Origin of the sequence: Longimicrobium sp., from assembly GCF_035474595.1 — a bacterium.
Classification (GTDB): Bacteria; Gemmatimonadota; Gemmatimonadetes; order Longimicrobiales; family Longimicrobiaceae; genus Longimicrobium.
Genome location: NZ_DATIND010000152.1, coordinates 63910 through 85417 on the forward strand (window position 1 = coordinate 63910; position 21508 = coordinate 85417).

Annotated in this window: 23 protein-coding genes; 15 read left to right on the forward strand and 8 right to left on the reverse strand. The window is 70.5% G+C overall.

Annotation, left to right across the window (positions count from 1 at the left end; translation table 11 throughout):
* Nucleotides 1–209 precede the first annotated feature (209 nt).
* The 5 genes from VLK66_RS26135 (at nt 210) to VLK66_RS26155 (ending at nt 5333) form a co-directional block, all read left to right on the forward strand.
* Nucleotides 210–686 carry an SRPBCC family protein gene (locus VLK66_RS26135; protein ID WP_325312453.1) on the forward strand — a complete coding sequence of 159 codons (477 nt, stop codon included), beginning with the start codon at nt 210–212 and terminating at the stop codon, nt 684–686.
* 76 nt (nt 687–762) lie between these two features.
* Nucleotides 763–1227, forward strand: coding sequence for an SRPBCC family protein (locus VLK66_RS26140; protein WP_325312454.1), 465 nt, complete (start codon nt 763–765; stop codon nt 1225–1227).
* On the forward strand, nt 1224–2405 hold the full coding sequence (locus VLK66_RS26145; RefSeq protein WP_325312455.1) for a PrsW family intramembrane metalloprotease: 1182 nt from the start codon (nt 1224–1226) through the stop codon (nt 2403–2405). The genes VLK66_RS26140 and VLK66_RS26145 overlap by 4 nt, the downstream gene beginning before the upstream one ends.
* Before the next feature lie 261 nt (nt 2406–2666).
* On the forward strand, nt 2667–4682 hold the full coding sequence (locus VLK66_RS26150; RefSeq protein ID WP_325312456.1) for a LysM peptidoglycan-binding domain-containing protein: 2016 nt from the start codon (nt 2667–2669) through the stop codon (nt 4680–4682).
* A gap of 114 nt (nt 4683–4796) precedes the next feature.
* The gene (locus VLK66_RS26155; RefSeq protein ID WP_325312457.1) at nt 4797–5333 is read left to right on the forward strand and encodes a hypothetical protein; all 537 of its coding nucleotides are present in this window, start codon (nt 4797–4799) and stop codon (nt 5331–5333) included.
* Nucleotides 5334–5418: 85 nt separating this feature from the next.
* Here the strand turns inward: VLK66_RS26155 and VLK66_RS26160 are convergent, their stop codons facing one another.
* Both VLK66_RS26160 and VLK66_RS26165 read right to left on the reverse strand, forming a co-directional pair.
* A complete protein-coding gene (locus VLK66_RS26160; RefSeq protein WP_325312458.1) occupies nt 5419–5652 on the reverse strand; it encodes a hypothetical protein in 234 nt (77 codons plus the stop codon).
* A 227-nt stretch (nt 5653–5879) separates the two neighbouring features.
* Entirely contained in the window at nt 5880–6116 is a 237-nt protein-coding gene (locus tag VLK66_RS26165) for a CsbD family protein (RefSeq protein ID WP_325312459.1), read from the reverse strand.
* Nucleotides 6117–6275: 159 nt separating this feature from the next.
* Between VLK66_RS26165 and VLK66_RS26170 the strand changes: the two genes are divergently transcribed.
* From VLK66_RS26170 to VLK66_RS26195, 6 genes are all read left to right on the forward strand, one after another.
* Nucleotides 6276–6851, forward strand: a complete 576-nt coding sequence (locus tag VLK66_RS26170; protein ID WP_325312460.1) for an NUDIX hydrolase — start codon at nt 6276–6278, stop codon at nt 6849–6851.
* Between the two features lie 165 nt (nt 6852–7016).
* On the forward strand, nt 7017–7340 hold the full coding sequence (locus VLK66_RS26175) for an antibiotic biosynthesis monooxygenase (protein WP_325312461.1): 324 nt from the start codon (nt 7017–7019) through the stop codon (nt 7338–7340).
* Complete coding sequence (locus VLK66_RS26180; RefSeq protein ID WP_325312462.1) at nt 7337–8050, forward strand: cobalamin B12-binding domain-containing protein; 714 nt, start codon at nt 7337–7339, stop codon at nt 8048–8050. Before VLK66_RS26175 ends, VLK66_RS26180 begins: the two co-directional genes overlap by 4 nt.
* Complete coding sequence (locus VLK66_RS26185) at nt 8047–9390, forward strand: ATP-binding protein (protein ID WP_325312463.1); 1344 nt, start codon at nt 8047–8049, stop codon at nt 9388–9390. Before VLK66_RS26180 ends, VLK66_RS26185 begins: the two co-directional genes overlap by 4 nt.
* Nucleotides 9391–9496: 106 nt before the next feature.
* Complete coding sequence (locus tag VLK66_RS26190) at nt 9497–10096, forward strand: hypothetical protein (protein ID WP_325312464.1); 600 nt, start codon at nt 9497–9499, stop codon at nt 10094–10096.
* A 268-nt stretch (nt 10097–10364) separates the two neighbouring features.
* Complete coding sequence (locus tag VLK66_RS26195) at nt 10365–11636, forward strand: dipeptidase (protein ID WP_325312465.1); 1272 nt, start codon at nt 10365–10367, stop codon at nt 11634–11636.
* 63 nt (nt 11637–11699) lie between these two features.
* On the opposite strand, the gene VLK66_RS26200 is transcribed toward VLK66_RS26195, so the two are convergent.
* From VLK66_RS26200 to VLK66_RS26225, 6 genes are all read right to left on the reverse strand, one after another.
* On the reverse strand, nt 11700–12170 hold the full coding sequence (locus tag VLK66_RS26200) for a nucleotidyl transferase AbiEii/AbiGii toxin family protein (protein ID WP_325312466.1): 471 nt from the start codon (nt 12168–12170) through the stop codon (nt 11700–11702).
* Between the two features lie 11 nt (nt 12171–12181).
* Nucleotides 12182–12676 carry a hypothetical protein gene (locus tag VLK66_RS26205; protein WP_325312467.1) on the reverse strand — a complete coding sequence of 165 codons (495 nt, stop codon included), beginning with the start codon at nt 12674–12676 and terminating at the stop codon, nt 12182–12184.
* 128 nt (nt 12677–12804) lie between these two features.
* Nucleotides 12805–13056, reverse strand: coding sequence for a hypothetical protein (locus tag VLK66_RS26210; protein ID WP_325312468.1), 252 nt, complete (start codon nt 13054–13056; stop codon nt 12805–12807).
* A gap of 306 nt (nt 13057–13362) precedes the next feature.
* Nucleotides 13363–14376, reverse strand: coding sequence for a hypothetical protein (locus tag VLK66_RS26215; protein ID WP_325312469.1), 1014 nt, complete (start codon nt 14374–14376; stop codon nt 13363–13365).
* Between the two features lie 117 nt (nt 14377–14493).
* Entirely contained in the window at nt 14494–16437 is a 1944-nt protein-coding gene (locus tag VLK66_RS26220; RefSeq protein ID WP_325312470.1) for a hypothetical protein, read from the reverse strand.
* Between the two features lie 347 nt (nt 16438–16784).
* Nucleotides 16785–17774: an aldo/keto reductase gene (locus VLK66_RS26225; RefSeq protein ID WP_349260551.1), complete on the reverse strand. Its 990-nt coding sequence runs from the start codon at nt 17772–17774 to the stop codon at nt 16785–16787.
* Between the two features lie 362 nt (nt 17775–18136).
* Here VLK66_RS26225 and rpsL point away from each other — a divergent pair, with 362 nt between their 5' ends.
* From rpsL to VLK66_RS26245, 4 genes are all read left to right on the forward strand, one after another.
* Nucleotides 18137–18562 (forward strand): 30S ribosomal protein S12, encoded by a 426-nt coding sequence (gene rpsL / locus VLK66_RS26230; RefSeq protein ID WP_325312472.1) that lies wholly within the window; start codon nt 18137–18139, stop codon nt 18560–18562.
* A 3-nt stretch (nt 18563–18565) separates the two neighbouring features.
* Entirely contained in the window at nt 18566–19036 is a 471-nt protein-coding gene (gene rpsG / locus VLK66_RS26235) for a 30S ribosomal protein S7 (protein ID WP_325312473.1), read from the forward strand.
* Between the two features lie 128 nt (nt 19037–19164).
* The gene (fusA, locus tag VLK66_RS26240; RefSeq protein WP_325312474.1) at nt 19165–21261 is read left to right on the forward strand and encodes an elongation factor G; all 2097 of its coding nucleotides are present in this window, start codon (nt 19165–19167) and stop codon (nt 21259–21261) included.
* 88 nt (nt 21262–21349) lie between these two features.
* Nucleotides 21350–21508, forward strand: a 159-nt coding sequence (locus VLK66_RS26245; protein ID WP_325310860.1) for a GTP-binding protein, incomplete at its 3' end; no start/stop codon positions are given.

The following is a 21508-nucleotide window of genomic DNA, read 5'->3' on the forward strand; positions in this document are numbered from 1 at the left end:
TTGCGGCGCAACAGCTTGCGATCGATCGTGGCGACATCGGTTTCGGCCGTTTCGGAGCGCCCGCGCGGCCTCCGGTGGACAGCCGCGAAGCGCTCCCCGGAGACCCGTGCTCCGCCGGTGGCGCGGAGGGCGCGGAGCGGGGTCCGGCGACGGCCGGCGGGGATGCATCCGGGCCGGCCTCGCACCCTCCCGAACCGCTGACGCGACCGATGAAGCTGCACCTGCTCGACCGCACGCAGAAGCTCCCCATCTCCCTCGCCCGGGCGTGGGACTTCTTCTCCGACGCCCCCAACCTGGCGCGCATCACCCCGCCGTGGATGGGGTTCGAGGTCACCTCGCCGCTGCCGGAGCGGATGTACGCAGGGATGATCGTCGTCTACCGCGTCCGCCCGCTCCTGGGCGTTCCGCTCCGCTGGGTGACGGAGATCACGCACGTGGACGAGCCGCGCCGCTTCGTCGACGAGCAGCGCTTCGGGCCGTACCGCTTCTGGCACCACGAGCATCGGTTCAGCGAGATCGACGGTGGGGTGGAGATGCGCGACCTGGTGCATTACGCGCTGGCGCCCGGCGGCGGCCCGGTGCGGCGCTTCGTCGTCACCCCGCGGCTGAACCGGATCTTCGACCACCGCCGCCGCGTGCTGGAGGAGATGTTCGGGCCCTGGAAGGGAGATGGTGGCGGGGGATGACGGACGGTTGTCGGAAGACGGGGCCTGTGGGTAGCTTTCGGCCTGCCGCGCGTGCTCCACCCCGGACCGGTCCCCGATGCTCCTCCACCTCCTCGAGCAGACGCAGAAGTTTCCCGCCTCGATGGAAGAGGTCTGGGCGTTCTTCTCCGATCCCCGCAACCTGCCGCGCATCACCCCGCCGGCCATGCGGCTGCGCATCACGTCGCCGCTCCCGCCGGCGATGTACGCGGGGATGCTCGTGTCCTACCGCGTCCGCCCGCTGCCGGCGATGACGGTGGACTGGGTGACGCAGATCACGCACGTGGAGCCCTCCGTCCGCTTCGTGGACGAGCAGCGGATCGGGCCGTACCGCTTCTTCCAGCACCAGCACGCGTTCCGGGAGATCGAGGGCGGGGTGGAGATGCACGACCTGGTGCAGTACGCCCTTCCGCGCGGCGGCGGGATGGCGCGGCGCTTCCTGGTCGCCCCCGCGCTCCGCGACATGTTCATCTATCGCAACCAGACGCTCGCGGAGCTCCTCGGCGCATGGACGGGCGGATGAGCGACCCGCGCCCGGCCGCCGCCCGCCCGCCCGCCACGGCGGTGGACCCGTTCGCGCCGAAGCCGCACCCCGTGCTCACGTGGACGGCCGTGGTCTGCGGCACGCTGGCGCTGCTGATCATCGGCGCCGACCTGGGGCCGCGCGCCTTCTTCATGGGCGTGGTGCTGGCCGTGGTTCCCGTTCCCGTCTACCTGGCCCTCGCGCTCTGGCTGGACCGCTTCGAGCCCGAGCCCCCCGTCGCCCTGGCGCAGACCTTCGCGTGGGGCGCCTCGGTGGCCATCCTCGTGGCGCTTTTGCTGAACACCTACACCGAATCGACCATGGCGCGGCTCTTCGGCGAGCGCGCGGCCGAGGTGGCCGGGCGCATCGTCAGCGCGCCGCTGGTCGAGGAGCTGTCGAAGGGGATCGCGCTCGTGGTCCTCTTCCGCACCCTGCACGACGAGTACGACGACGTGCTGGACGGCGTGGTGTACGCGTCGATGGTGGGGCTGGGCTTCGCGATGATCGAGAACGTGCAGTACTACGGCGCCGCGGTGCAGGAGGGCGGGCACAACTCGGCGCTCACCTTCGCCATCCGGGGGATGATGGCGCCCTTCGCGCACCCGCTCTTCACCGCCATGTTCGGCGTGGGGCTGGGCTACGCCCGCGAGAAGGGGCAGCCGGCGCGCCGCTTCTGGGCGCCGCCTGTGGGGTTCGCGGCGGCTGTGGGGCTGCACGCGCTCTGGAACTGGTCCGCCGGGTTCGACGACACCTGGTTCGTGATCCTCTACGCGCTGGTGATGTTCCCCGCCTTCCTGGGGCTCCTGGTGATCGTCTACCTCTCGCTGGTGCGCGAGGGGCGCATCATCCGCGAGCACCTGGGCGGGCTGGTGGAGACGGGGCTGCTGAGCGCGGACGAGCTGGAGCGCCTGTGCGTGGTGCGCAGCCGGCTGCGCGCGTCGTACGGGGCGTGGCGCACGGGCGGCCTGCTGCGCTGGCGCGAGCGCCGCGAGCTGCACCGCATCGCCAGCGAGCTGGCGTTCCACCGCTGGCGCGTTCAGCGCGGCCTCTCCCTCGGCGCCGACGCCGACGCCCGCCGTGAGAGCGCCTATCTCCACCGCCTGGAGTCGCTCTGCAGCGCGGAGATAGGGGACAGGGGACAGGGGACAGGGGACAGCGAAAAGAAGAGGGGGCGATAAGTTCTCCGCGCCTCCGCGCCTCCGCGCCTCCGCGCCTCCGCGCCTCCGCGCCTCCGCGCCTCCGCGCCTCCGCGTGAGATCCCACCCCATTCGTTCTTTCGTGCCGTCCCTGTCCCCTTTCCCCGTCCCCTCTTCCCTGCAGTTCCCTTGGCATCTCCGCGCGGCGGGCTTATCTTCGCGGCACCCCCACACCTCGGAACCCGCGCACTGCCGTAACTCCGTGCGCGGCCGCACCGTCCATCGCAGCAGCTCCGCAGGTCCATGCACCCAACGCACTTCCAGGCGCGGGCGCTTCCGCTCGCGCTGATGCTTGCGGCCGCCGCCGCGTGCACCCCCGCGCCGTACCACGTCGCGCGGCCCGCGCCGGCCCCGCAGCCCGCGCCCGCCGCCGAGGCCGCCCCCGCGCCGGACTCCGCCGCGCCGGAGAAGGCCGACGAGAACTTCGCGCTGGGGCGCGTGCAGAACGGCACCGTGGGCCGCGAGCTGCTGGGGAGCGCCACCTACGACCTTCCCGTCGAGCCCAACCAGTGGGTGTCGATGGAGCTCTCCTTCCTGGTGAACCAGCGCCACGAGGTGGTCGGCCGCTGGCTGGAACGGGGCGACCGCTACGCCGCCTTCGTGCAGGAGACCTTCGCCGCCGCGGGCATTCCGCGCGACCTGCACCACCTGGCGATGGTGGAGAGTGGCTACCAGCCCACGGTGCGCAGCCGCGCCGGCGCGGTGGGGATGTGGCAGTTCATGTCCGGCACGGGGCGGGGGATGGGGCTGCGCATCGACGACCAGGTGGACGAGCGGATGGACCCGGTGCGCTCCACCCGCGCCGCCGCGCGCCACCTGCGCCAGCTGTGGGAGGACTTCGGGCACGACTGGGCGCTGGCCGCGGCCGCCTACAACGCCGGCGGCGGGCGGATCAGCCGCGGGCTGCGCAGCTACTCGGCGAACGGGTTCTGGGACCTGGCCGAGCGCGGGAACCTGGCCGAGGAGACGCGCCGCTACGTCCCCCGTCTCTACGCCGTCACCATCATCGCCAAGGACCCGGCGCGCTTCGGCTTCGCGCGTCCGGCGGGCGTGGTGCGGAGCTTCGAGTTCGACAGCATGCAGGTCGACCTTCCCACGCCGCTGCCGGTGCTCGCGCGGGCGGGAAGCATCTCCCTGGCGCAGCTGGCCGAGCTGAACCCGCACCTGGTCCGCGGCACCGCGCCCGCGTTCTACTGGCTCTGGGTCCCCAAAGGGACGGGCCCCGCGCTCCAGCAGGCGTACGCCACCAGCGAGTTCAAGCGGCGCGGCGGCTACGCGTGGTACACCCTGCGCCGCGGCGAGGACGTGGCGAAGGTGGCGCTCGCCAGCAACCTGGCCGTCGACGACGTCCGCTCGCTGAACCTTTCCACCAACGTGGACGCGCTGGGCCGCGGCGACCGCGTGCGCCTCTACGCCGACGCCGTCCGTGCGCTCGACGCCCGCCCCGCCGAGCGCCTCGCCGCGCGGGAAGCGGATGGGGATTCGGGAGATGGAGATGCCCGCGCCTCCCGCTCCGAACCTTCCTCCAAGCGCCGCCGCACCGCCCGCCGCTCCGATGGCGACGACGATGCGCCCGCGCGCCGCACCGCGACTCGATCGGGCGATGACGGCGAAAGCTCGCGCCGCACCGCCAGCCGCTCGAACGATGAGGGTGAGACTTCGCGCACCGCTCGCCGCCCGGATGGCGACGGAGATACGACGCCGCGCCGCACCGCCTCGACCCGCCGCGTCTCGGACGATGAGAGCTCGTCGCGCACGCGCTCGTCATCGTCCGAAACCCGCCGCAGCCGGTCGTCGGGCAACGAGGGGGCGAGCCGCGGAAGCCGGGCCACCGAATCCACCGAGCGGCTGGCGGCGAGGCACACAGTCGACGAGGGCGAGACTCTGTACGCCATCGCCCGCAAGTACGACGTGACGGTGGACGCGCTGCGCGAGGCGAACGACCTGGGTGCGCGCGCCACGCTCCAGCCGGGCCAGCGCCTGCGCATCCCGCGCGCCTCGTCGCGCGTGGCCAGCCGCGAGCGCGACGGCGGCGAGGCGCGCACGGGTGAGTCGTCATCCCCCCGCCGCTCCCCGTCTTCCTCGTCCTCGCGGGAGCACGTGGTGAAGAACGGCGAGACGCTGTGGAGCATCGCGCGGTCGTACGACACCACGGTGGCCGCCATCCGCGACGCCAACGACATGCGCGCGGACTCGGTGCTGCAGCCGGGCCAGAAGCTGCGCATCCCCCGCCGCGCCGCGCCGTCCGACGAGCGGTAAAGATGGTCGGCGGAGGGCAGACGAACGGGGCGGGCCGCATCGCGCGGCCCGCCCCGTGCTTCATCCCCTTCCATCGACTCCACCGCCTCCGTGTGACCTCCTGCCGCCGATCCGATGCCGCTGCTCGATCCTGTCTTCCCCACCGAGGCCGCGCTCCCGGCCTGCGCGCGCGATCTGCTGGCCGCGCTGTATCCCACCGTGCGCTGGGACAGGGTCTCGTTCCACGCGGCGCTGCCGCCGTGGCTGCTGCGCTTCACCGACATCGCCATCACGCTGCCGGACCCGCTGACGCTGCGCCACATCCGCATCTTCGTGGCGAAGGAGAAGTGGGATCCGCGCTCGATGGCGTGGCTCGGCACCCTCGTCCACGAGTCGTTTCACGTGCTGCAGTACCAGGAAACGTTGGGAGGCATCGGTCTCGGCCCGCTTCGCATCTTCCCGGTGAAGTACCTGGGCGCGGCGTTGCTGATGGGCGAGGGCGGGGCGAAGAAGAACCGGTACGAGAAGCCCGCCTACGAGCACGAGGAGCTGTTCCTCAAGTCCGCCAAGGGCCTGTCGATCTGCGGAGAGGGCGGGGGACTGGACCGCGCCGCGCTCGCCGAGCTCCTGCGCCGCAACCCCGGCCTGGTGAAGCGCACCACGCGCGGCTGAAGCCGAGGAGCCCCGGCCGAACCATCGACCGGGGCTCCCCGCACTCAGCACTCAGCACTCAGCACTCGGCACTCGGCACTCGGCACTAGCTCGGGCTCGGCACCGGATCCGGAGACGCCGCCGCCTGCGCATCGTCCGAAACCGGCTCGACCTCGTTCTCGGTGAAGCCGATGATGGAGCCGTCCTCGAACTGCACCATGAAGCCGTCGCGGCCTTCCTCGTTGTTGTCCGGCCCCCAGTGCCCGATCACCTCGCCGACCCGGCCCACGTACGGCTCGGATTGGTCATAGTACGAGCGCACCACGCGCACCTTGTGCATCCGTTCCTCCAGGTGGGGTTTCCCGCAGTCGGCGGCCCGCAATGCATAACACGCGCCGGGTGAGAGGAAGTGCGAGAGTGCGAAAGTGCGAAAGTGGAACGGCACGCAGCGAGGGGAGGTCGCGGTGGTGTTCCACCACTTTCGCACTCTCGCACTTTCGCACCCAAGAAAGCCGCCCCGGAGCCGAAGCCCCGGGGCGGCAATCACCTCCGGCCGGCGCCGGACCGTCAGAGCCCGCGGTCGTCCAGGTCGCGGTTCAGGTCCTTGGCGCGCTGGGCCTCCACCCGGCGGGCGTTGGCGTCCAGCATGGCGTCCTCGGCGCGCGCGGCGTCCTGCTCGGCGCGGCCCTCCATCTGGTCCAGGCGCCCCTCGCGTTCCACCGAGCGGTCGCCCAGCAGCTCGCCGACGCCTTCCTTGATCTTGCCGCCCAGGTGGGTCAGCTTGCCCTGCACGTCGTCAGCCATGTTCATCTCCTGCAAGGGTTTACCCGGTCCGCCCCGTTCGCCGGAAGATGGGGCAAGACGCATGCCCGAATCGCGGCCGCGTGCTCCGTATCTTGGCCCATGACTTGCATTTGCGCGGTTTTTTCATGGGAAGGGGGATGGGGACCGTGGGGAGGCGGAATGGGCGAGGGCGGAGAGCGGCCGCCGGCGTGGGAGCGGCTGTCGACGGAGCAGGTGACCGAGTACGAGATGTTCAAGGTCCGCGAGGACCGCTCGCGCTCGCCGAAGGACGGGTCGGAGAAGACCTTCCACGTCGCCGAGTCGCCCGGCGGCGTGGTGGTGATCGCGGTGGCGGAGGACGGGCGCGTGGTGATGGTGGAACAGTTCCGCCACGCCTCGCGTAAGCTGGGGCTCGAGCTTCCCGCCGGCGTGGTGGACGACGGGGAGAAGCCGGAAGACGCCGCCGCGCGCGAGCTGCGCGAGGAAACCGGCTACGAGGGCGACCCGCCGCGGCTGCTGGGATGCATCGACCTGAACCCCTCGTGGCAGGTGACGATGGTGCACGTCGCGGTGGTGCGGAACGCGGGGAAGTCCGCGGAGACGGACGAGGACGAGAGCGAGGACATCCGCGTGCGGCTGCTGGAGATCGGAGAGCTGCGGCGGAAGGTCGTCGACGGCGAGGTGGACGCGGGCTCCACCATCGCCGCGCTGGCGCTGTGGGACTGGAAGGAAGGCGGGCTGAAGGAGAGCGGGTGAGCGGAGACGATCTCCATCCCCCTCACCGTTCCACTTTCGCACTTCCGTACTTTCGCACCTCAGTTCTCGTGGCACGCCTTACGCAAACTTGCTGCAACGACTTGCACCGGCGCGGAGCGCGTGCTACCGTCCCGCGCCTGACCGGATAAAGGAAGGAACCCGCGGATGTTCGTCTTCATCTCTCACCTGAGCGTACCGCCCGAGGACCACGGCTCGCTGGAAAAGCACTTCCGCGAGCGGTCGCGGCTGGTGGACGGATTTCCGGGCTTCCTGTACCTCCAGCTCCTGCGCCCCCAGGCCGGCGACGCCACGCACACCTTCCTCACCGCGTGGGAGAGCCGCGAGGCGTTCCGCGCCTACATGGGCAGCGAGGAGCACGGAATCTCCCATTCGCGCGAGCCGAAGGCTATAATGGATCGGACGACCGTCCGGCACGAGGCCTTCGAGGTGCTGATGGACTCGCGCGCGGTGCCGGAATGGCGCGCATGAGCCCCTCCGCGATGGCAGCGGCGGCGCGCGCGGCGGCCGGGGCGGAGTCCGCGCCCGCGCCGGTCGCGCGCGGGGACGCCCCCGCGGCGTACCTGGACGCGGTGGTGGCGGGAAACCGCAGGCGCGCCTTCGACGTAGTGGATGCCGCGCTGGCCGCGGGGATGGACGTCCGCTCGCTCTACCTGGAGGTCTTCCAGCCCGCGCTCCGCGAAGTCGGGCGGCTCTGGCAGCGGAACGTGATCACCGTGGCCGACGAGCACCTGGCCACCGCCATCACCCAGGCGGCCATGTCGCGGCTGTACGAGCGCCTGTTCGCCGCCGCGCTGGCCCAGGGGCCGCTGCTGGTGGCCGCCTGCGCCGACAGCGAGCGGCACGAGGTGGGGCTCAGGATGGTGTGCGACCTCCTGGAGATGGAGGGGTGGGACACCGTGTTCCTGGGCGCCACCGTCCCGCTCGAGGACCTGGTGGAGATGGTGCGCGAGCGGCGGCCCGAGGTGGTTGCGCTCTCCGCCTCCATCGCCCCCAACGTCCCGCGCGTGGGAGAGGCGATCCGCGCCATCCGCGCGGTGCCCGGGCGGGCGCCGCTGATCGCGGTGGGCGGACGGGCGTTCAGCGAGGACCCGGGGCTGGCGGCACGGCTGGGGGCCGACCTCACGGCGGGCGATGCCGCCGAGGCGGCGGAACGGCTCAAACGGCGGTTTGCGGCATGAACAAGGTCGTCGGATCCGGGCTTCATCCGGCGCTCCGGGCATTTCCCGGCGCGGTGGTGGAGCTTGCGCCCGACGGCGTGGTGATGGCCAGCAACGGCTGGCTGGAGCGCGAGCTGGAGCGCACCCTGGCCGACCGCCCGCTGGCCGGCGTGCTGGACGCCGCCTCGCGCGCCAAGCTCGAGGAAATGCTGCGCCGCCGCCCCGGGCCCGGCGAGCAGCCCACGCTCTGGGAGCTGATCCTGGAGGGGCGCGACTCGCTGCACCCCCACGCCTTCTTCCCCGTGTGGGAGGGCGAGGGCGCGGACGAGCGGATGTGGCTGGTGGAGTGCCCGGCCGACCCGCGCTTCACCGCCGTGCACGACGAGCTGGCGGCGGTGAACAGCGAGCAGGTGGGCACGCAGCGCCAGCTGGCCAAGGAAAAGGCCCGGCTGGGGCGCGCGCTGGACGAGCTGGAGCGGGAGCTGGGCGAGAACTCGCGCCTGAGCCGCACGCTGCAGGCGCAGAACGAGGAGATGGAGGCGCAGAACGAAGAGCTGCTGGCCATGACCGAGGAGCTGCACGCGGGGCAGGAGCAGCTGATGACGGTCAACCACCAGCTCGAGCGCCGCACCCGCGAGCTGCAGCTGGCGCTCAGCGCCCGCAACCGCTTCTACGCGGCCATGAGCCACGAGCTGCGCACCCCCATCAACGCGGTGATGGGGTACAACGACCTGCTTCTGGCCTCCGTCTACGGGCCGCTGAACGAGCAGCAGGAACTGGCCATCGAGCGCTCGCAGCGCGCCGCGCAGCACCTGCGCGAGCTGGTGAACGACGTGCTCGACATCTCGCGCATCGAGTCCGGGCGGATGGACGTGCAGGCCGAGCGCCTGGAGCTGCGCGAGGTGGTGGAGGAGCTCTTCGTCGCGCTGCGCCCCGTCGCCGACGCCATGCAGAGCCCGCTGCAGCTGCGGGTGGAGGGCGCCGGCGTGGTGACCACCGACGGGCGGCGCCTGCGGCAGGTGCTGCTGAACCTCATCTCCAACGCCCTCAAGTTCGGCGCGGGCTCGCCGGTATGGGTGCGGGTGCGCCCCTCCAGCGAGGGCGGGGTGGAGGTCGAGGTCACCGACGGCGGGCCGGGGATCGCCCCCGAGGACCTGGGGCGCATCTTCGACGAGTTCGTGCAGCTGGCGCGCGACGAGAACGGCGACTCCACGGGGATCGACGGCACCGGGCTGGGGCTGCCCATCGCGCAGCAGCTGGCGCGGCTGCTGGGCGGCCGCATCGACGTGAGCTCCACCGTGGGCGTGGGCAGCACCTTCCGGCTCACGCTGCCGGCCGTGCCGCCGCGCGCGGGCGCGTGACCTGATTAACGGGAACCAGACCAACAGGGGCGGAATGCCGGAGATTGGCGGGGAGGTTCCGGGCGACAAGCGGGGCGGGGACAGGCGCGGCGGCGACCGGAGGCGGGTGGAACGGCGCGCCCCCCCGCCCCCGTGGCGCACGCCCTGGGCGTTCGCGGGGTACGGCGCCGGCGTGGTGCTCCTGCTGGTGATCGGGCTCCGCGGCTGCGGCGGAGGCGGCGACCGCCAGGCCGGGCCTTCGGGGCCCATCGCCCCGGCGCCCGCGCCGCTCGACACGTCGCACACGCCGCGGCAGACGGGGCGGCAGGTGGAGATGGCCATGTCGACCGGCGACTACGAGCGGCTGACGCTGGAGGGCGACCGCGCGAAGGGGCGGATCGTGAAGGCGCAGCTCTACTGTGACGAGGTCGACCAGGCGGCGCTCGAGAACAGCGACAGCATCGAGGCGCCGATCGCGGCGATCGCCGACTCGGTGGCGCACCGCGTCTCGGCGGCGAGCTGCAAGTGGGGCGCGCAGGACGACCCCCGCCGCGAGGACTTCCTCCTTCTCGTCCCCCACGATCTCGCCCCCCAGTTCTCGTCGCAGCCGGTGACGCTGGACGGCTACGTCCGCCGCCGCCGCCTGATTGCCAACGTGGAGTGGATCGGCAAGTCGCGCGCGCTGGCGCTGCAGACGGTCGGCATCTTTCGCGGACTGAGCCGATAAAGTACGAGAGTACGAAGTACGGGAGTACGGAACCGAAGTGCGGGAGTGCGTGAGTGCGGGAGTGCGTTTGATCGGCGCGCTCCCGCACCTTATTTTGCGAAACTGCGCCCGAATCCGTCCCTCGCACCGATGAAGTCCGCGAAGGCGGACTGCGTGCCGGTGTAGCCGCGACTTCAGTCGCATTTTCGCGGTCCCTTGCACACCGTTCGCCTCCTCCGGCATCCGCCTCCACGGCATCCGTCTCCCTCGCGCCCCTGACCCTTTGCCGATGCGAATCTCCATCCTGATGGCCGTCGTGCTGACCCTTGCCTCCGCGGCCGCGCTGGACGCGCAGGCCGACTCCGCCGCGCTGCTGGCCCGCGCCCGGCGCCTGCACGAGCAGGTGCCCATGGTGGACGGGCACAACGACCTGCCGTGGGAGATCCGCACGAAGGGGTTCAGCGACTTCGGGCGGATGAACCCCGATTCCTCCCTCCCCGACAACAACACCGACGTGGCGCGGCTCCGCGCCGGGGGCGTGGGCGGCGTGTTCTGGGCGGCGTACGTGCCGGTGGAGACGATGGGGCGCGTGCCCGGGCCGGCGCGGGTGGTGCTGGAGCAGATCGACCTCATCCACCGCATGGTCGAGCGCTCGCCGGCGATGGAGCTGGCGCTGACCGCGGGCGACATCGAGCGCATCCACGGCCAGCACAGGATCGCCGCGCTGATCGGGATCGAGGGCGGGCACGCGATCGAGAACTCGCTGGGCGCGCTGCGGCAGTACTACGGGCTGGGCGTGCGCTACATGACGCTCACCCACACCAGCACCATCGACTGGGCCGACGCGGCGACCGACTCCGCGAAGCACGGCGGGCTCACGAAGTTCGGCGAGGAGGTGGTGCGGGAGATGAACCGCATGGGGATGCTGGTCGATCTCTCGCACGTGTCGCCGGGGACGATGAGCGACGCCATCCGCGTTTCCGAGGCGCCGGTGATCTTCTCGCACTCGTCCGCGCGGGCCATCGCCGACGTGCCGCGCAACGTGCCGGACTCCATCCTGGTCCGCCTGAAGCAGAACGGGGGGATCGTGATGGTGAACTTCTACTCCGGGTTCGTGGACCCCGCCGCGGTGGAGCTCACCCGCGAGAGCTACCGCGTGCAGGCGCGCGCCGCCGCGCAGTTCCCCAACGACGCCGCGGCGCGCGACCGCTACGTGGCCGACTGGCGGCGCCAGAACCCCATGCCGCGCGGCACCGTCCGCACCGTGGCCGACCACATCGACCACATCGTGAAGGTGGCGGGGATCGACCACGTGGGATACGGCTCGGACTTTGACGGCGTGACCTCGCTCCCCGTGGGGCTGGAGGACGTGTCGCGCTTCCCGTATCTCACCGCCGAGCTCCTGCGCCGCGGCTACAGCGACGCCGACGTGCGCAAGATCCTGGGCGGCAACCTCCTGCGCGTCATGCGCCAGGCCGAGTCCGTGGCCGCCCGCCTCCAGCGCGAGCGCGCCCCCTCCACCGCCATGATCGACGTCATGGACGGCGGGCTGGTGCGGTAGGCCGGATCTCGCGACGTGGAAGCAGAGCCGCCGGTCCTCGTTCGAGGGCCGGCGGCTCCGCTTCTATGGCTGCTCTCCGCGAAGCTCCAGGATCTTCTGGTAGGTGAGAATGTCCGCCCGGTCCAGCGTTCGGTCGGCGACGCGCTTGGCGGCGATCAACCCGCGCAGGCCGAGCACCCGGATCTCCCGTCCTCCGAAATCCGCCGTTTCCGCCATCGCGTCGCACGCGGCGTAGTCGCCCACGCCGGGCACCTCGGCGAAGATGTCGATGAAGCCCCGGTTCGTCTTCAACGTCAGGATCGTCGCCATCCGGAGCGTCTGCGCGTCCATGCACCACGGAAGGTCGTCGCGCGGGAAGTCGCGCGGAAACGCGTTCCACGAGGCGAGCAGGCCGGCGAGCCGGGCCAGGTTCTCCGGCGCGCGATCGTAGCAGATGTCCACGTCGTTGGTCATGCGCGGCGAGCCGTGGACGATCCCGGCCAGGCCGCCGATGAGCACGAACCGGACGCCTGCCCTGTCGAGATCCGCGACCATTTCCGTGAGACTCATCCCGATCTCCTCAATCTGAAACGGTTCATCAGCTCTGCCGCGTCGTCCGCTTCACGAAGCCGTTCCGCGAGCGGGCGTCGCATGTTGGCGGCGATCAGGGACACGTCGAGGCCGAACGACTCCGCGGACAGTGCGGGAGCGCGCTCGCGCACGGCGGGCCGGCCGCGGCGCCGCGGCTCGTGCAGGTAAGCCCGGCTCAGCCAGGCGGTGAAGGTGCAGAGGTATCGGTCCACGTCCACCGCTACGCGAACGCTCCCGTCGCCCGACTCGGCGGAGACGATGGGAGCCGAGGGATCCGCCGCCAGCGCCGGGCCGGCCATCTCCCAGGCAGCACGGAGCGGAGTGCCCGCGGTTTCATGGATCACCTTCGCCAGTCCGAGCCGGCGCGCATCTCCTTCCGAATACGCCAGGTACACCCCCAGTCCCGCGGAGGCGTTCTGGACCCACTTCGTGTCCGCGTTCACCGCCAGGGCGAACTGCGCGAGCGTCATCTCCATGTATTTCGATCTGAAGTTCAGATCTAATTTACTGCCTCGGGCTCGGCGAGCAACTGTTGGGCGAAAAGGACGCGGTCCTCACCGAATACGGCGAGGACCGCGTTGCTGGAGCAAGACGCCGTTCAGCAGCGGCCGTCGGCGCTGGGGCAGTTGGCCGGGTTGCAGCTCAGCGGGCAGCTGGCGCAGGTGATGGGGCAGCTCGCGTTGCAGCTGACGCAGGTGTCCATGTCGCTGCAGCGGTCGCAGGTGTTGCAGGTGTCCTGGTCCACGCTGGCGCTGTCCATCCCGCGCACGGTTCCCATCCGGCCGGCCGCGGCCTCGGTGGGGAAGGATTGCACGACCAGCTCGTCCGGGTTCAGGCTCAGCTTGCGCATGACGATCTCCCGTCGCGGGGAGGGTGGGGGGAAGGCGGACGGCGGCTCCCCGCTCCGTGCGTCCGCCGGCGGCCGCCGTGAACAGCGGCCGGGGGAGTTCAGGCGTCGAGCGATCCGCCCAGCATGGCCCTGGCGCGCGGCGCCCGACCATGGATGCGTGACGAACCGCCGCCGCGCCAGTGCGAAGCATTCGCACGCGGGGGTGAACCGTATTCGCCGCGTGACGGGTGATCGTCCCCGTGACGCTGGAGCGGCCCTCTCCCGTGGTGATCCGGAAGAGGGCCGCCGGTGTGCCGGGGACGCCGCTCAGCTGCCGACGGGTGATGGCCGCGCCTCCAGAGCGGCACGGGCGGCGCGGGCCTTCTCCTCGCAGCTGGCGCATCCGGTCTTCGCCGGGGGCTGCCCCATCAGCGCGTCGAGGATGGCGTTGCTCACCGCGCCGCGCGAGGCCAGGTCGAAGCCGAAGAACATCGGCGACGAGTTCACCTCCAGGAACACCAGCCGCCCCGTCTCCGGGTCCGTCTTGAAGTCCGCCGCGCCGAAGTCCATCGACAGCATCTCCATCACCCGTGCCAGCCCCTCGCACAGCTCGCGCGGAACGGCGTCCAGCGGCATGGGGATCACCTGCGTGTCGGTGGCGGTGCGGTAGTCCAGCTCCTTGGACCGCATCTCGAACGGAATGAACCGCCCGCCGATGCAGTACAGGCGGATCTCCGGCGCCACCAGGCGGTTCTGGAGCAGGAACGGCCCCGCGCCGCCCGTCTCCCGCGCGAACTCCACCATCGCCCCCGCCTCGCGGCAGTGCGAGCCGCCCTGCACCGGCTTGGCGATGAGCGCCTGTTCGGCTGCCCGCCGCTCCACCGCCTCCAGGTCGTTGGTGATGACGGTGGCGGGCACCTCCAGCCCGGCGCGGCGGGCCAGGTGCAGCTGGAAGGCCTTGTTGTTGTTGCCGATGAACCGCCCGTTCAGCACCCGCACCTCGGGGTGCACGTGCAGCCACCCGGCGAGGGTGGTGTACCACGCCGCCGCCCGCCGCGACGTTTCGGGCGTGGGGTCGGCCTGGTAGCTGAACACGTCGTGTCGCACGAAGCAGGCGCTGGGGCGGATCTCGCGGCCGTCCAGCGTCAGCCGGTCGCTGTCCAGGTCCCACTCCAGCGTGGGCTGCGCGCGCGCGCCGGAAAAGAGGACGAGGTGCTCGAAGCCGCGCGTCAGGGCCTGGCGGCAAAGCGAGTGCAGGCTGTAGTCGACCTCGCCGCCGGCGATCAGCAGCTGGCCCGCGGGCCGCGGCGGCGGCGGGGGGCCCTGTTCCATCATTTCCATCCGGGTCTCTCGCGGTTGAGCGCGGAGCGAAGGGCCGCCCCGCGCGTGGAGGAGGGTCGCGGGAGAGCCCCGCCGCCGGGGCGGCGGGGCTCTCCCGAGCTTCACCGTCGGGTTCCGTCAGTACTCCGGGGGCGGACGCATCTGCGCCTGCTGGTCCGGGCTGCTGTCGGCCGAGGCCGTCGGGTACTCGTACGGGTAGGTGTTCTCCTCCCCGTAGTAGTCGGCGGTGCTCTCCTCGCCGATCAGGTCGTACGTGGTCTCCTCGCCGGCGTAGTCGTAGGTGCTTTCCTCGCCGGCGTAGTCGTACGTGCTCTCCTCGCCGACCGGGCTGGTGGTGGGGCACTCTTCGCCGGTCTGCGCGGTGGTGCTGGGCTCGATCGACCCGCCCCAGCAGTAGTCCACGTGCCCGTCCCAGATCTTGATGCAGGTGCCGTCGAAGCGGGTGAGCATGAAGCCGCCGCCCTCGTTGTAGAGGATGCTCTGCTCCTGCAGGATGCGGATGGCGATCTCCTCGCCCAGCAGCAGCGACAGGCGGTAGTCGCTGTTCCAGTGCACGCCCGCCGAGTTGCGGCCGATGGCGATGTTCCCGGCCAGCTTGTTCAGCTCGCCGCCCACCGTCATGGACCCCGCGTCGGCACCGGTGTAGGGCATCAGCGACAGCCCGTCGGGGCTGGCCACCATCGGGTTCTCGATGGGCGTGTCCTCGTTGAAGAACGCCTTGAGGATCGTGGCCAGCGCGCCGGCGGCGGTGGCATGCCCCGCACCGTACGCCGGGTGCGTGGGTGCCCCTTCGGGGAACGCCTGCGGCAGCAGGTAGCTCCCCCAGCGGCCGGGGAAGTAGCCGTGCAGCAGCCCGCCGGTGAGCGAGCCCAGGATCTCGCCGTTGATCTGCGGATAGCTGCGTCGCCCGGTGAGGTGGTTGTCGATGCGCCCGCCCAGCTCCTCGGGGCGCAGGCGCCGGTGCACGAACCACTTCTGGAACCACACCGCCTGCAGCGCCCGCGTCACCGTCTCCCACACCAGCCGCAGCCCGTGGATGTCGCCGTAGGTCACCAGCGGCGCCTGCTTCACGTAGCCGTTGTACGGGTTCATCTGGTCGAAGGGGAACTCGCGGTCGATGTCGGGCCGCGCCGAGCTGGTCTGCTGGTCGCCCGTGGGCTCCTGCAGCAGGTACCAGGCGGCGTTGTAGAACGCGTCGGCCACGTTGTCGAAGTGCACGAAGTTGCCCAGGTCGCGCAGGTTGCGGATGAAGCGGCGCGTGGGATCGAACACGTCCATCCCCCGCTTGTCCATCCCGTCCTGCACCTGCAGCCACCAGTAGAAGTCGGTCAGGTAGTCGATACCGGGCTGCACCGTCTGCCGGCGCTGGTCGATCTTCAGCGCGCCGTAGCGGATGTAGCCGTCGGAGTCGTAGCGCCCCTGCCCGGGCTGGCTGCCGGGGTCGCTGTTCCCCTTGAGCAGGAACTGCGAGAGGTAGGGCCCCACCGCCTCGCCGGGATACACGCCACGGAACACCGTCTGCCCGGAGATGGAGCCGTACACGGTGCGCGGCTGGTAGTAGCTGAACTCGGTGTTCAGCGACTGGATGGCCTGCTGCACCGTCGCGTTCCAGCTGTAGTCGTTGAAGTGCACGTCGCGCGAGAGCGCCATCCAGTACAGCTCGCCCATCTCGCTCGACACCTCGGCGCTGTCGATGCGCGGCGCGGGCGGCATGGTCACCGACTGCGGGTCGGCGCCCTGCAGGTCGAACGCCAGCCCGGCCTGCGGGTTGGTCAGCTTCTTCCCGCCGGGCCCCAGCTGGATGTTCTCGAAGTCCGCGGGGTTGCGGGTCTGCAGCGCGTACAGCATCGACTGGTACGAGGCGGGAAGCACGTCGCCCACCGAATCGTGCTGCAGCCCCTTGGAGAAGTTGCCCACGTACGGGTAGTCGATCTCCTCGCAGTTGTTCTGGTGGCAGGGATGCGCCCGGTTGTAGGCGATGTCGGCCGCCTGGATGCGCTTGTTGCGGGCGTTTTCCCGGCGGTTGGGGTCGGGAGGCGTCTGGGTGTTGCAGTTGGACATGATGAGCTCCGTAGACGGGGGCCGCGCGCCGCGGGGTTGCGGCGTGCCTGGCTGGGTGGGCCCTCCCCGCCCCGGACGCGGCGAAGGCCCCGGCCGGTCGTTGTGCCAGCCCGGGGCGCTCGCGTTCGCCCGGATCTCATCCCTTCGCCGCCCGCATCTCCGGAAGCGCGTCCGCCGCCTGGAGACGCAGAAAGGCCCTGCCCGGGCATTCTGCCGGGCAAGGCCTTTTCTCGTCTTTCGCCGGTCCGTCTCCCGTCCGCTTCCTGGCGGGGAAACACGGAACCGGTCGTTCTTTCGATTGCAAGCTATTCGATCGCCGTACCCCTGTCAAGCGGGCGCGGCGTCCATCATCTCCCGATCGCCGCCATGGCCGCCTCGGGGTAGCGCGTCCCCGCGGCCACACCCATCGGGGCGATCTCCTCGATGCGCGCCAGGTCGTCCGCGGTGAGGCACACCTTCAGCGCCCCCACGTTCTCCTCCAGGTACTTCCTGCGCTTGGTACCGGGGATGGGGACCACATCCTCCCCCCGCGCCATCACCCAGGCCAGCGCCAGCTGCGACGCGGTGCACCCCTTCGCCACGGCCATCTCCTCGATGTGCTTCACCAGGTCCAGGTTCTTCTGGAAGTTCTCGCCCTGGAAGCGCGGCGAGCCGCGGCGGAAGTCGTCCGGCGCGAAGTCGTCGGGAGAGGTGAAGCGCCCGGTCAGGAACCCGCGCCCCAGCGGGCTGTACGCCACCAGCCCGATCCCCAGCTCGCGCAGGGTAGGGATGATGTCGTCCTCGATGTCGCGGCTCCACAGCGAGTACTCGCTCTGCAGCGCCGTGATCGGGTGCACCGCGTGCGCGCGGCGGATCGTTCCCGCGCCGGCCTCGCTCAGGCCCAGGAAGCGCACCTTTCCTTCCTCCACGAGGCGCGACATCGCCCCCACGGTCTCCTCGATCGGCACCTCGGCGTCCACGCGGTGCTGGTAGTAGAGGTCGATGTGGTCCGTCCCCAGCCGCTGCAGCGAGCCGTCGCACGCCTGCCGCACGTACTCCGGCCGCCCGCTGATCCCGCGGATTCCCCGATTCGCCGGGTCGCGCACGACGCCGAACTTGGTGGCCAGCACCACCTCGCCGCGACGCCCCCGGATCGCCCGCCCGACCAGCTCCTCGTTGGTGTGCGGCCCGTACATGTCCGCGGTGTCGAGGAAGTTCACCCCCAGGTCCAGCGCGCGGTGGATGGTGGCCGTGCTCTCGGCCTCGTCGCCCGGGCCGTAGAACTCGCTCATCCCCATGCACCCCAGCCCCTCCGCGCTCACCTCCAGCCCCTGCGCTCCCAGCTTCCGCATCTCCATCGTCCCTCTCCCGTTTTCCCGCGGTTCATCCCGTCCGATGTTGGGACCTCAAGACGTACGCGCCCGCGCGCGAGGGCGCAAGCACGCACCCGCGGGTGTGTATGGGGATCAGGCGCGGAGGTGGAGAGTGGGGGAATCTCCGGAATCTTCCGAATCACACCGACGGGTGGCGATTCGGCTCGGGTGCCTGCGACGGGTGTTTACGAGCGAGGCGGCGTCAGGGAGATTGCCGGGCCTGAGGGTTGACACGAACGGCGGTCTGCCTTACGTTTCTCAGTCTGTCGCGCAACTTTTTGGTTCGCGGCGGCGGAGGCCTTCCGGCCTTCGCTGTGTTTTTCCGTCTCCCAAGTTTGCTGCCCGGTATGCCGACGATCAACCAGCTGGTCCGCAAGGGTCGCGAGACGCTCGAGAAGAAGAGCAAGTCGCCCGCGATGCGGAACAACCCGCAGAAGCGCGGCGTCTGCACGCGCGTTTACACCACGACCCCCAAGAAGCCCAACTCGGCGCTCCGCAAGGTGGCCCGCGTGCGGCTGACCAACGGCTTCGAGGTCACGGCCTACATCCCGGGCGAGGGGCACAACCTGCAGGAGCACAGCATCGTGCTCATCCGCGGGGGCCGCGTGAAGGACCTGCCCGGCGTGCGCTACCACATCATCCGCGGCACGCTCGACGCCAGCGGCGTCAACGACCGCCGCCAGAGCCGTTCCAAGTACGGCGCCAAGCGTCCCAAGGCGGGCGGTGCCGGCAAGGGCGCCCCGGCCGGCAAGGGCGGAAAGGGGAAGAAGTAAGCCATGAGCCGTCGCACACGCGCCGTCAAGCGCCCCATCACCCCCGACCCGGTCTACGGCTCGGAGATGGTGACCAAGTTCGTGAACACCCTCATGCTGGACGGGAAGAAGAGCCTCGCCGAGGGGATCTTCTACACCGCCATGAAGGTGATCGAGGAGAAGACCGGGCAGCCCGGCGAGGCCGTGTTCAAGCAGGCGCTGAACAACGCCAAGCCCGTGCTCGAGGTGAAGAGCCGCCGCGTGGGCGGCGCCACCTACCAGGTGCCCGTCGAGGTGCGGCCCGAGCGCCGCACCGCCCTGGGAATGCGCTGGCTGGTGGGCTATGCCCGCGCCCGCGGCGAGAAGACCATGGCCGACCGCCTGGCGGCCGAGCTGATGGCCGCCTCGCGCAACGAGGGCGCCACGATCAAGAAGAAGGACGACACGCACCGCATGGCCGAGGCCAACAAGGCGTTCGCCCACTACCGCTGGTAAGACGTCGCGACCCGACGATTCATCGCCGGCCGGTAGAAGCACTGAACTAGTCTGGAGCCGCGGCGGCGCGGCGAGCGGTACCCCGCTCCCGCGCCCCGCGCTTTCCGCGTAACTGGATAGAGCAAACCATGGCTCGCACGACACCGCTCGAGAAGTACCGCAACATCGGCATCATGGCGCACATCGATGCCGGCAAGACCACGACGACCGAGCGCATCCTGTACTACACGGGCCGCACGCACAAGATCGGCGAGGTGCACGAGGGTGCGGCGACCATGGACTGGATGGAGCAGGAGCAGGAGCGCGGCATCACCATCACCTCGGCGGCCACCACCTGCCAGTGGGAGCGCCTGGGCGACACGTACCGCATCAACATCATCGACACCCCGGGGCACGTGGACTTCACTGTCGAGGTGGAGCGCAGCCTGCGCGTGCTCGACGGCGCGGTGTGCGTGTTCGACGCGGTGGCCGGCGTGGAGCCCCAGTCCGAGACGGTGTGGCGCCAGGCCGACAAGTACGGCGTGCCGCGCATCTGCTTCGTGAACAAGATGGACCGCACCGGCGCCAACTTCGAGCGCTGCGTGGACATGATCCGCGACCGCCTGGGCGCCAACCCGCTCCCCATCCACCTGCCCATCGGCGACGGCGAGCACTTCGTGGGGATCGTGGACGTGATCCGCCAGGTGGAGCTGGTCTACGACGACACCACGCTGGGGAAGAACTGGACCGAGCAGCCGGTGCGCGCCGAGCTGCAGGACGCGCTGAAGGCCGCCCGCTTCGCGCTGGTCGAGGGCGCGGTGGAGCACGACGAGCACCTCATGGAGCGCTACCTGGAGGGCGAGGAGATCAGCGAGGCCGAGCTGCGCCACGCCATCCGCAACGCCACCATCGCGGGCGCCATGACGCCGGTGCTCACCGGCAGCGCCTTCAAGAACAAGGGCGTGCAGCAGCTGCTGGACTCGGTCATCGACTACCTGCCGGCCCCGGTCGACATCCCCGCCATCAAGGGAACCGACCCGGAGCACGACGACGCGCCGGTCGAGCGCCACGCCACCGACGACGAGCCCTTCAGCGCGCTGGCGTTCAAGATCGCCACCGACCCGTTCGTGGGTAAGCTGACCTTCTTCCGCGTGTACTCGGGCGTCATCGCCAGCGGCGCGCACGTGCTGAACAGCACCAAGGGCAAGCGCGAGCGCTTCGGCCGCATCCTGCAGATGCACGCCAACAAGCGCGAGGAGATCCCCGAGGTGCGCGCCGGCGACATCGCTGCGGCCATCGGCCTGAAGGACACCACCACCGGCAACACGCTCTGCGACCAGGCCCACCCCGTGGTGCTCGAGAGCATGACGTTCCCGGAGCCGGTGATCGACGTGGCCATCGAGCCCAAGACCAAGGCCGACCAGGACAAGATGGGCGAGGCGCTGCGCCGCCTGGCCGACGAGGACCCCACCTTCCGGGTGCACACCGACCAGGAGACCGGGCAGACCATCATCTCCGGGATGGGCGAGCTGCACCTGGAGATCCTGGTGGACCGCATGCTGCGCGAGTTCAAGGTCGACGCCAACGTGGGCCGCCCGCAGGTGGCCTACCGCGAGACCATCCGCAAGTCGGTCGAGAAGGTGGAGGGCAAGTTCGTCCGCCAGACCGGCGGCAGCGGCCAGTACGGCCACGTGGTCATCAACATGGCGCCCGCCGAGCCCGGCCAGGGCTTCGTGTTCGAGGACAAGGTGGTGGGCGGCGTGATCCCGCGCGAGTTCATCAAGCCCGCCGAGCAGGGGATGCGCGAGGCCATGGACACCGGCGTGCTGGCCGGCTACCCCATGGTCGACGTGAAGGTGCAGCTGGTGTTCGGCAGCTACCACGACGTGGACTCGAGCGAGATCGCGTTCAAGATCGCCGGGAGCATGGCCTTCAAGGAGGCCGCGCGCCGCGCGGGCCCCGTGCTGCTCGAGCCCATGATGAGCGTGGAGGTCATCACCCCCGCCGACTACATGGGCGACGTCATCGGCGACCTTTCCAGCCGCCGCGGCAAGATCCAGGGGATGGACCAGCGCAACGACGCGCAGGTGATCAACGCCCTGGTGCCGCTGTCGGAGATGTTCGGGTACTCGACCTCGCTCCGCTCCATGAGCCAGGGGCGCGCCGTGTACTCCATGCAGTTCGCGCACTACGAGGAAGTGCCGAAGTCCAAGGCCGACGAGATCGTGGCCAAGGTTCGCGGCTGAGGAGGCTCGAACGACCGGGGGTGTCTTAATAGCCCCCGGGACGAGTCGAACCAGCCATCATTCACCACCACCGGAAGGATTCAAACCAATGGCCAAGGCCAAGTTTGAGCGCAACAAGCCGCACGTGAACGTGGGCACCATCGGCCACGTGGACCACGGCAAGACCACGCTGACCGCGGCGATCACGCGGATCCAGGCCGCCAAGGGGCTGGCCGACTTCATCTCGTTCGACAACATCGACAAGGCT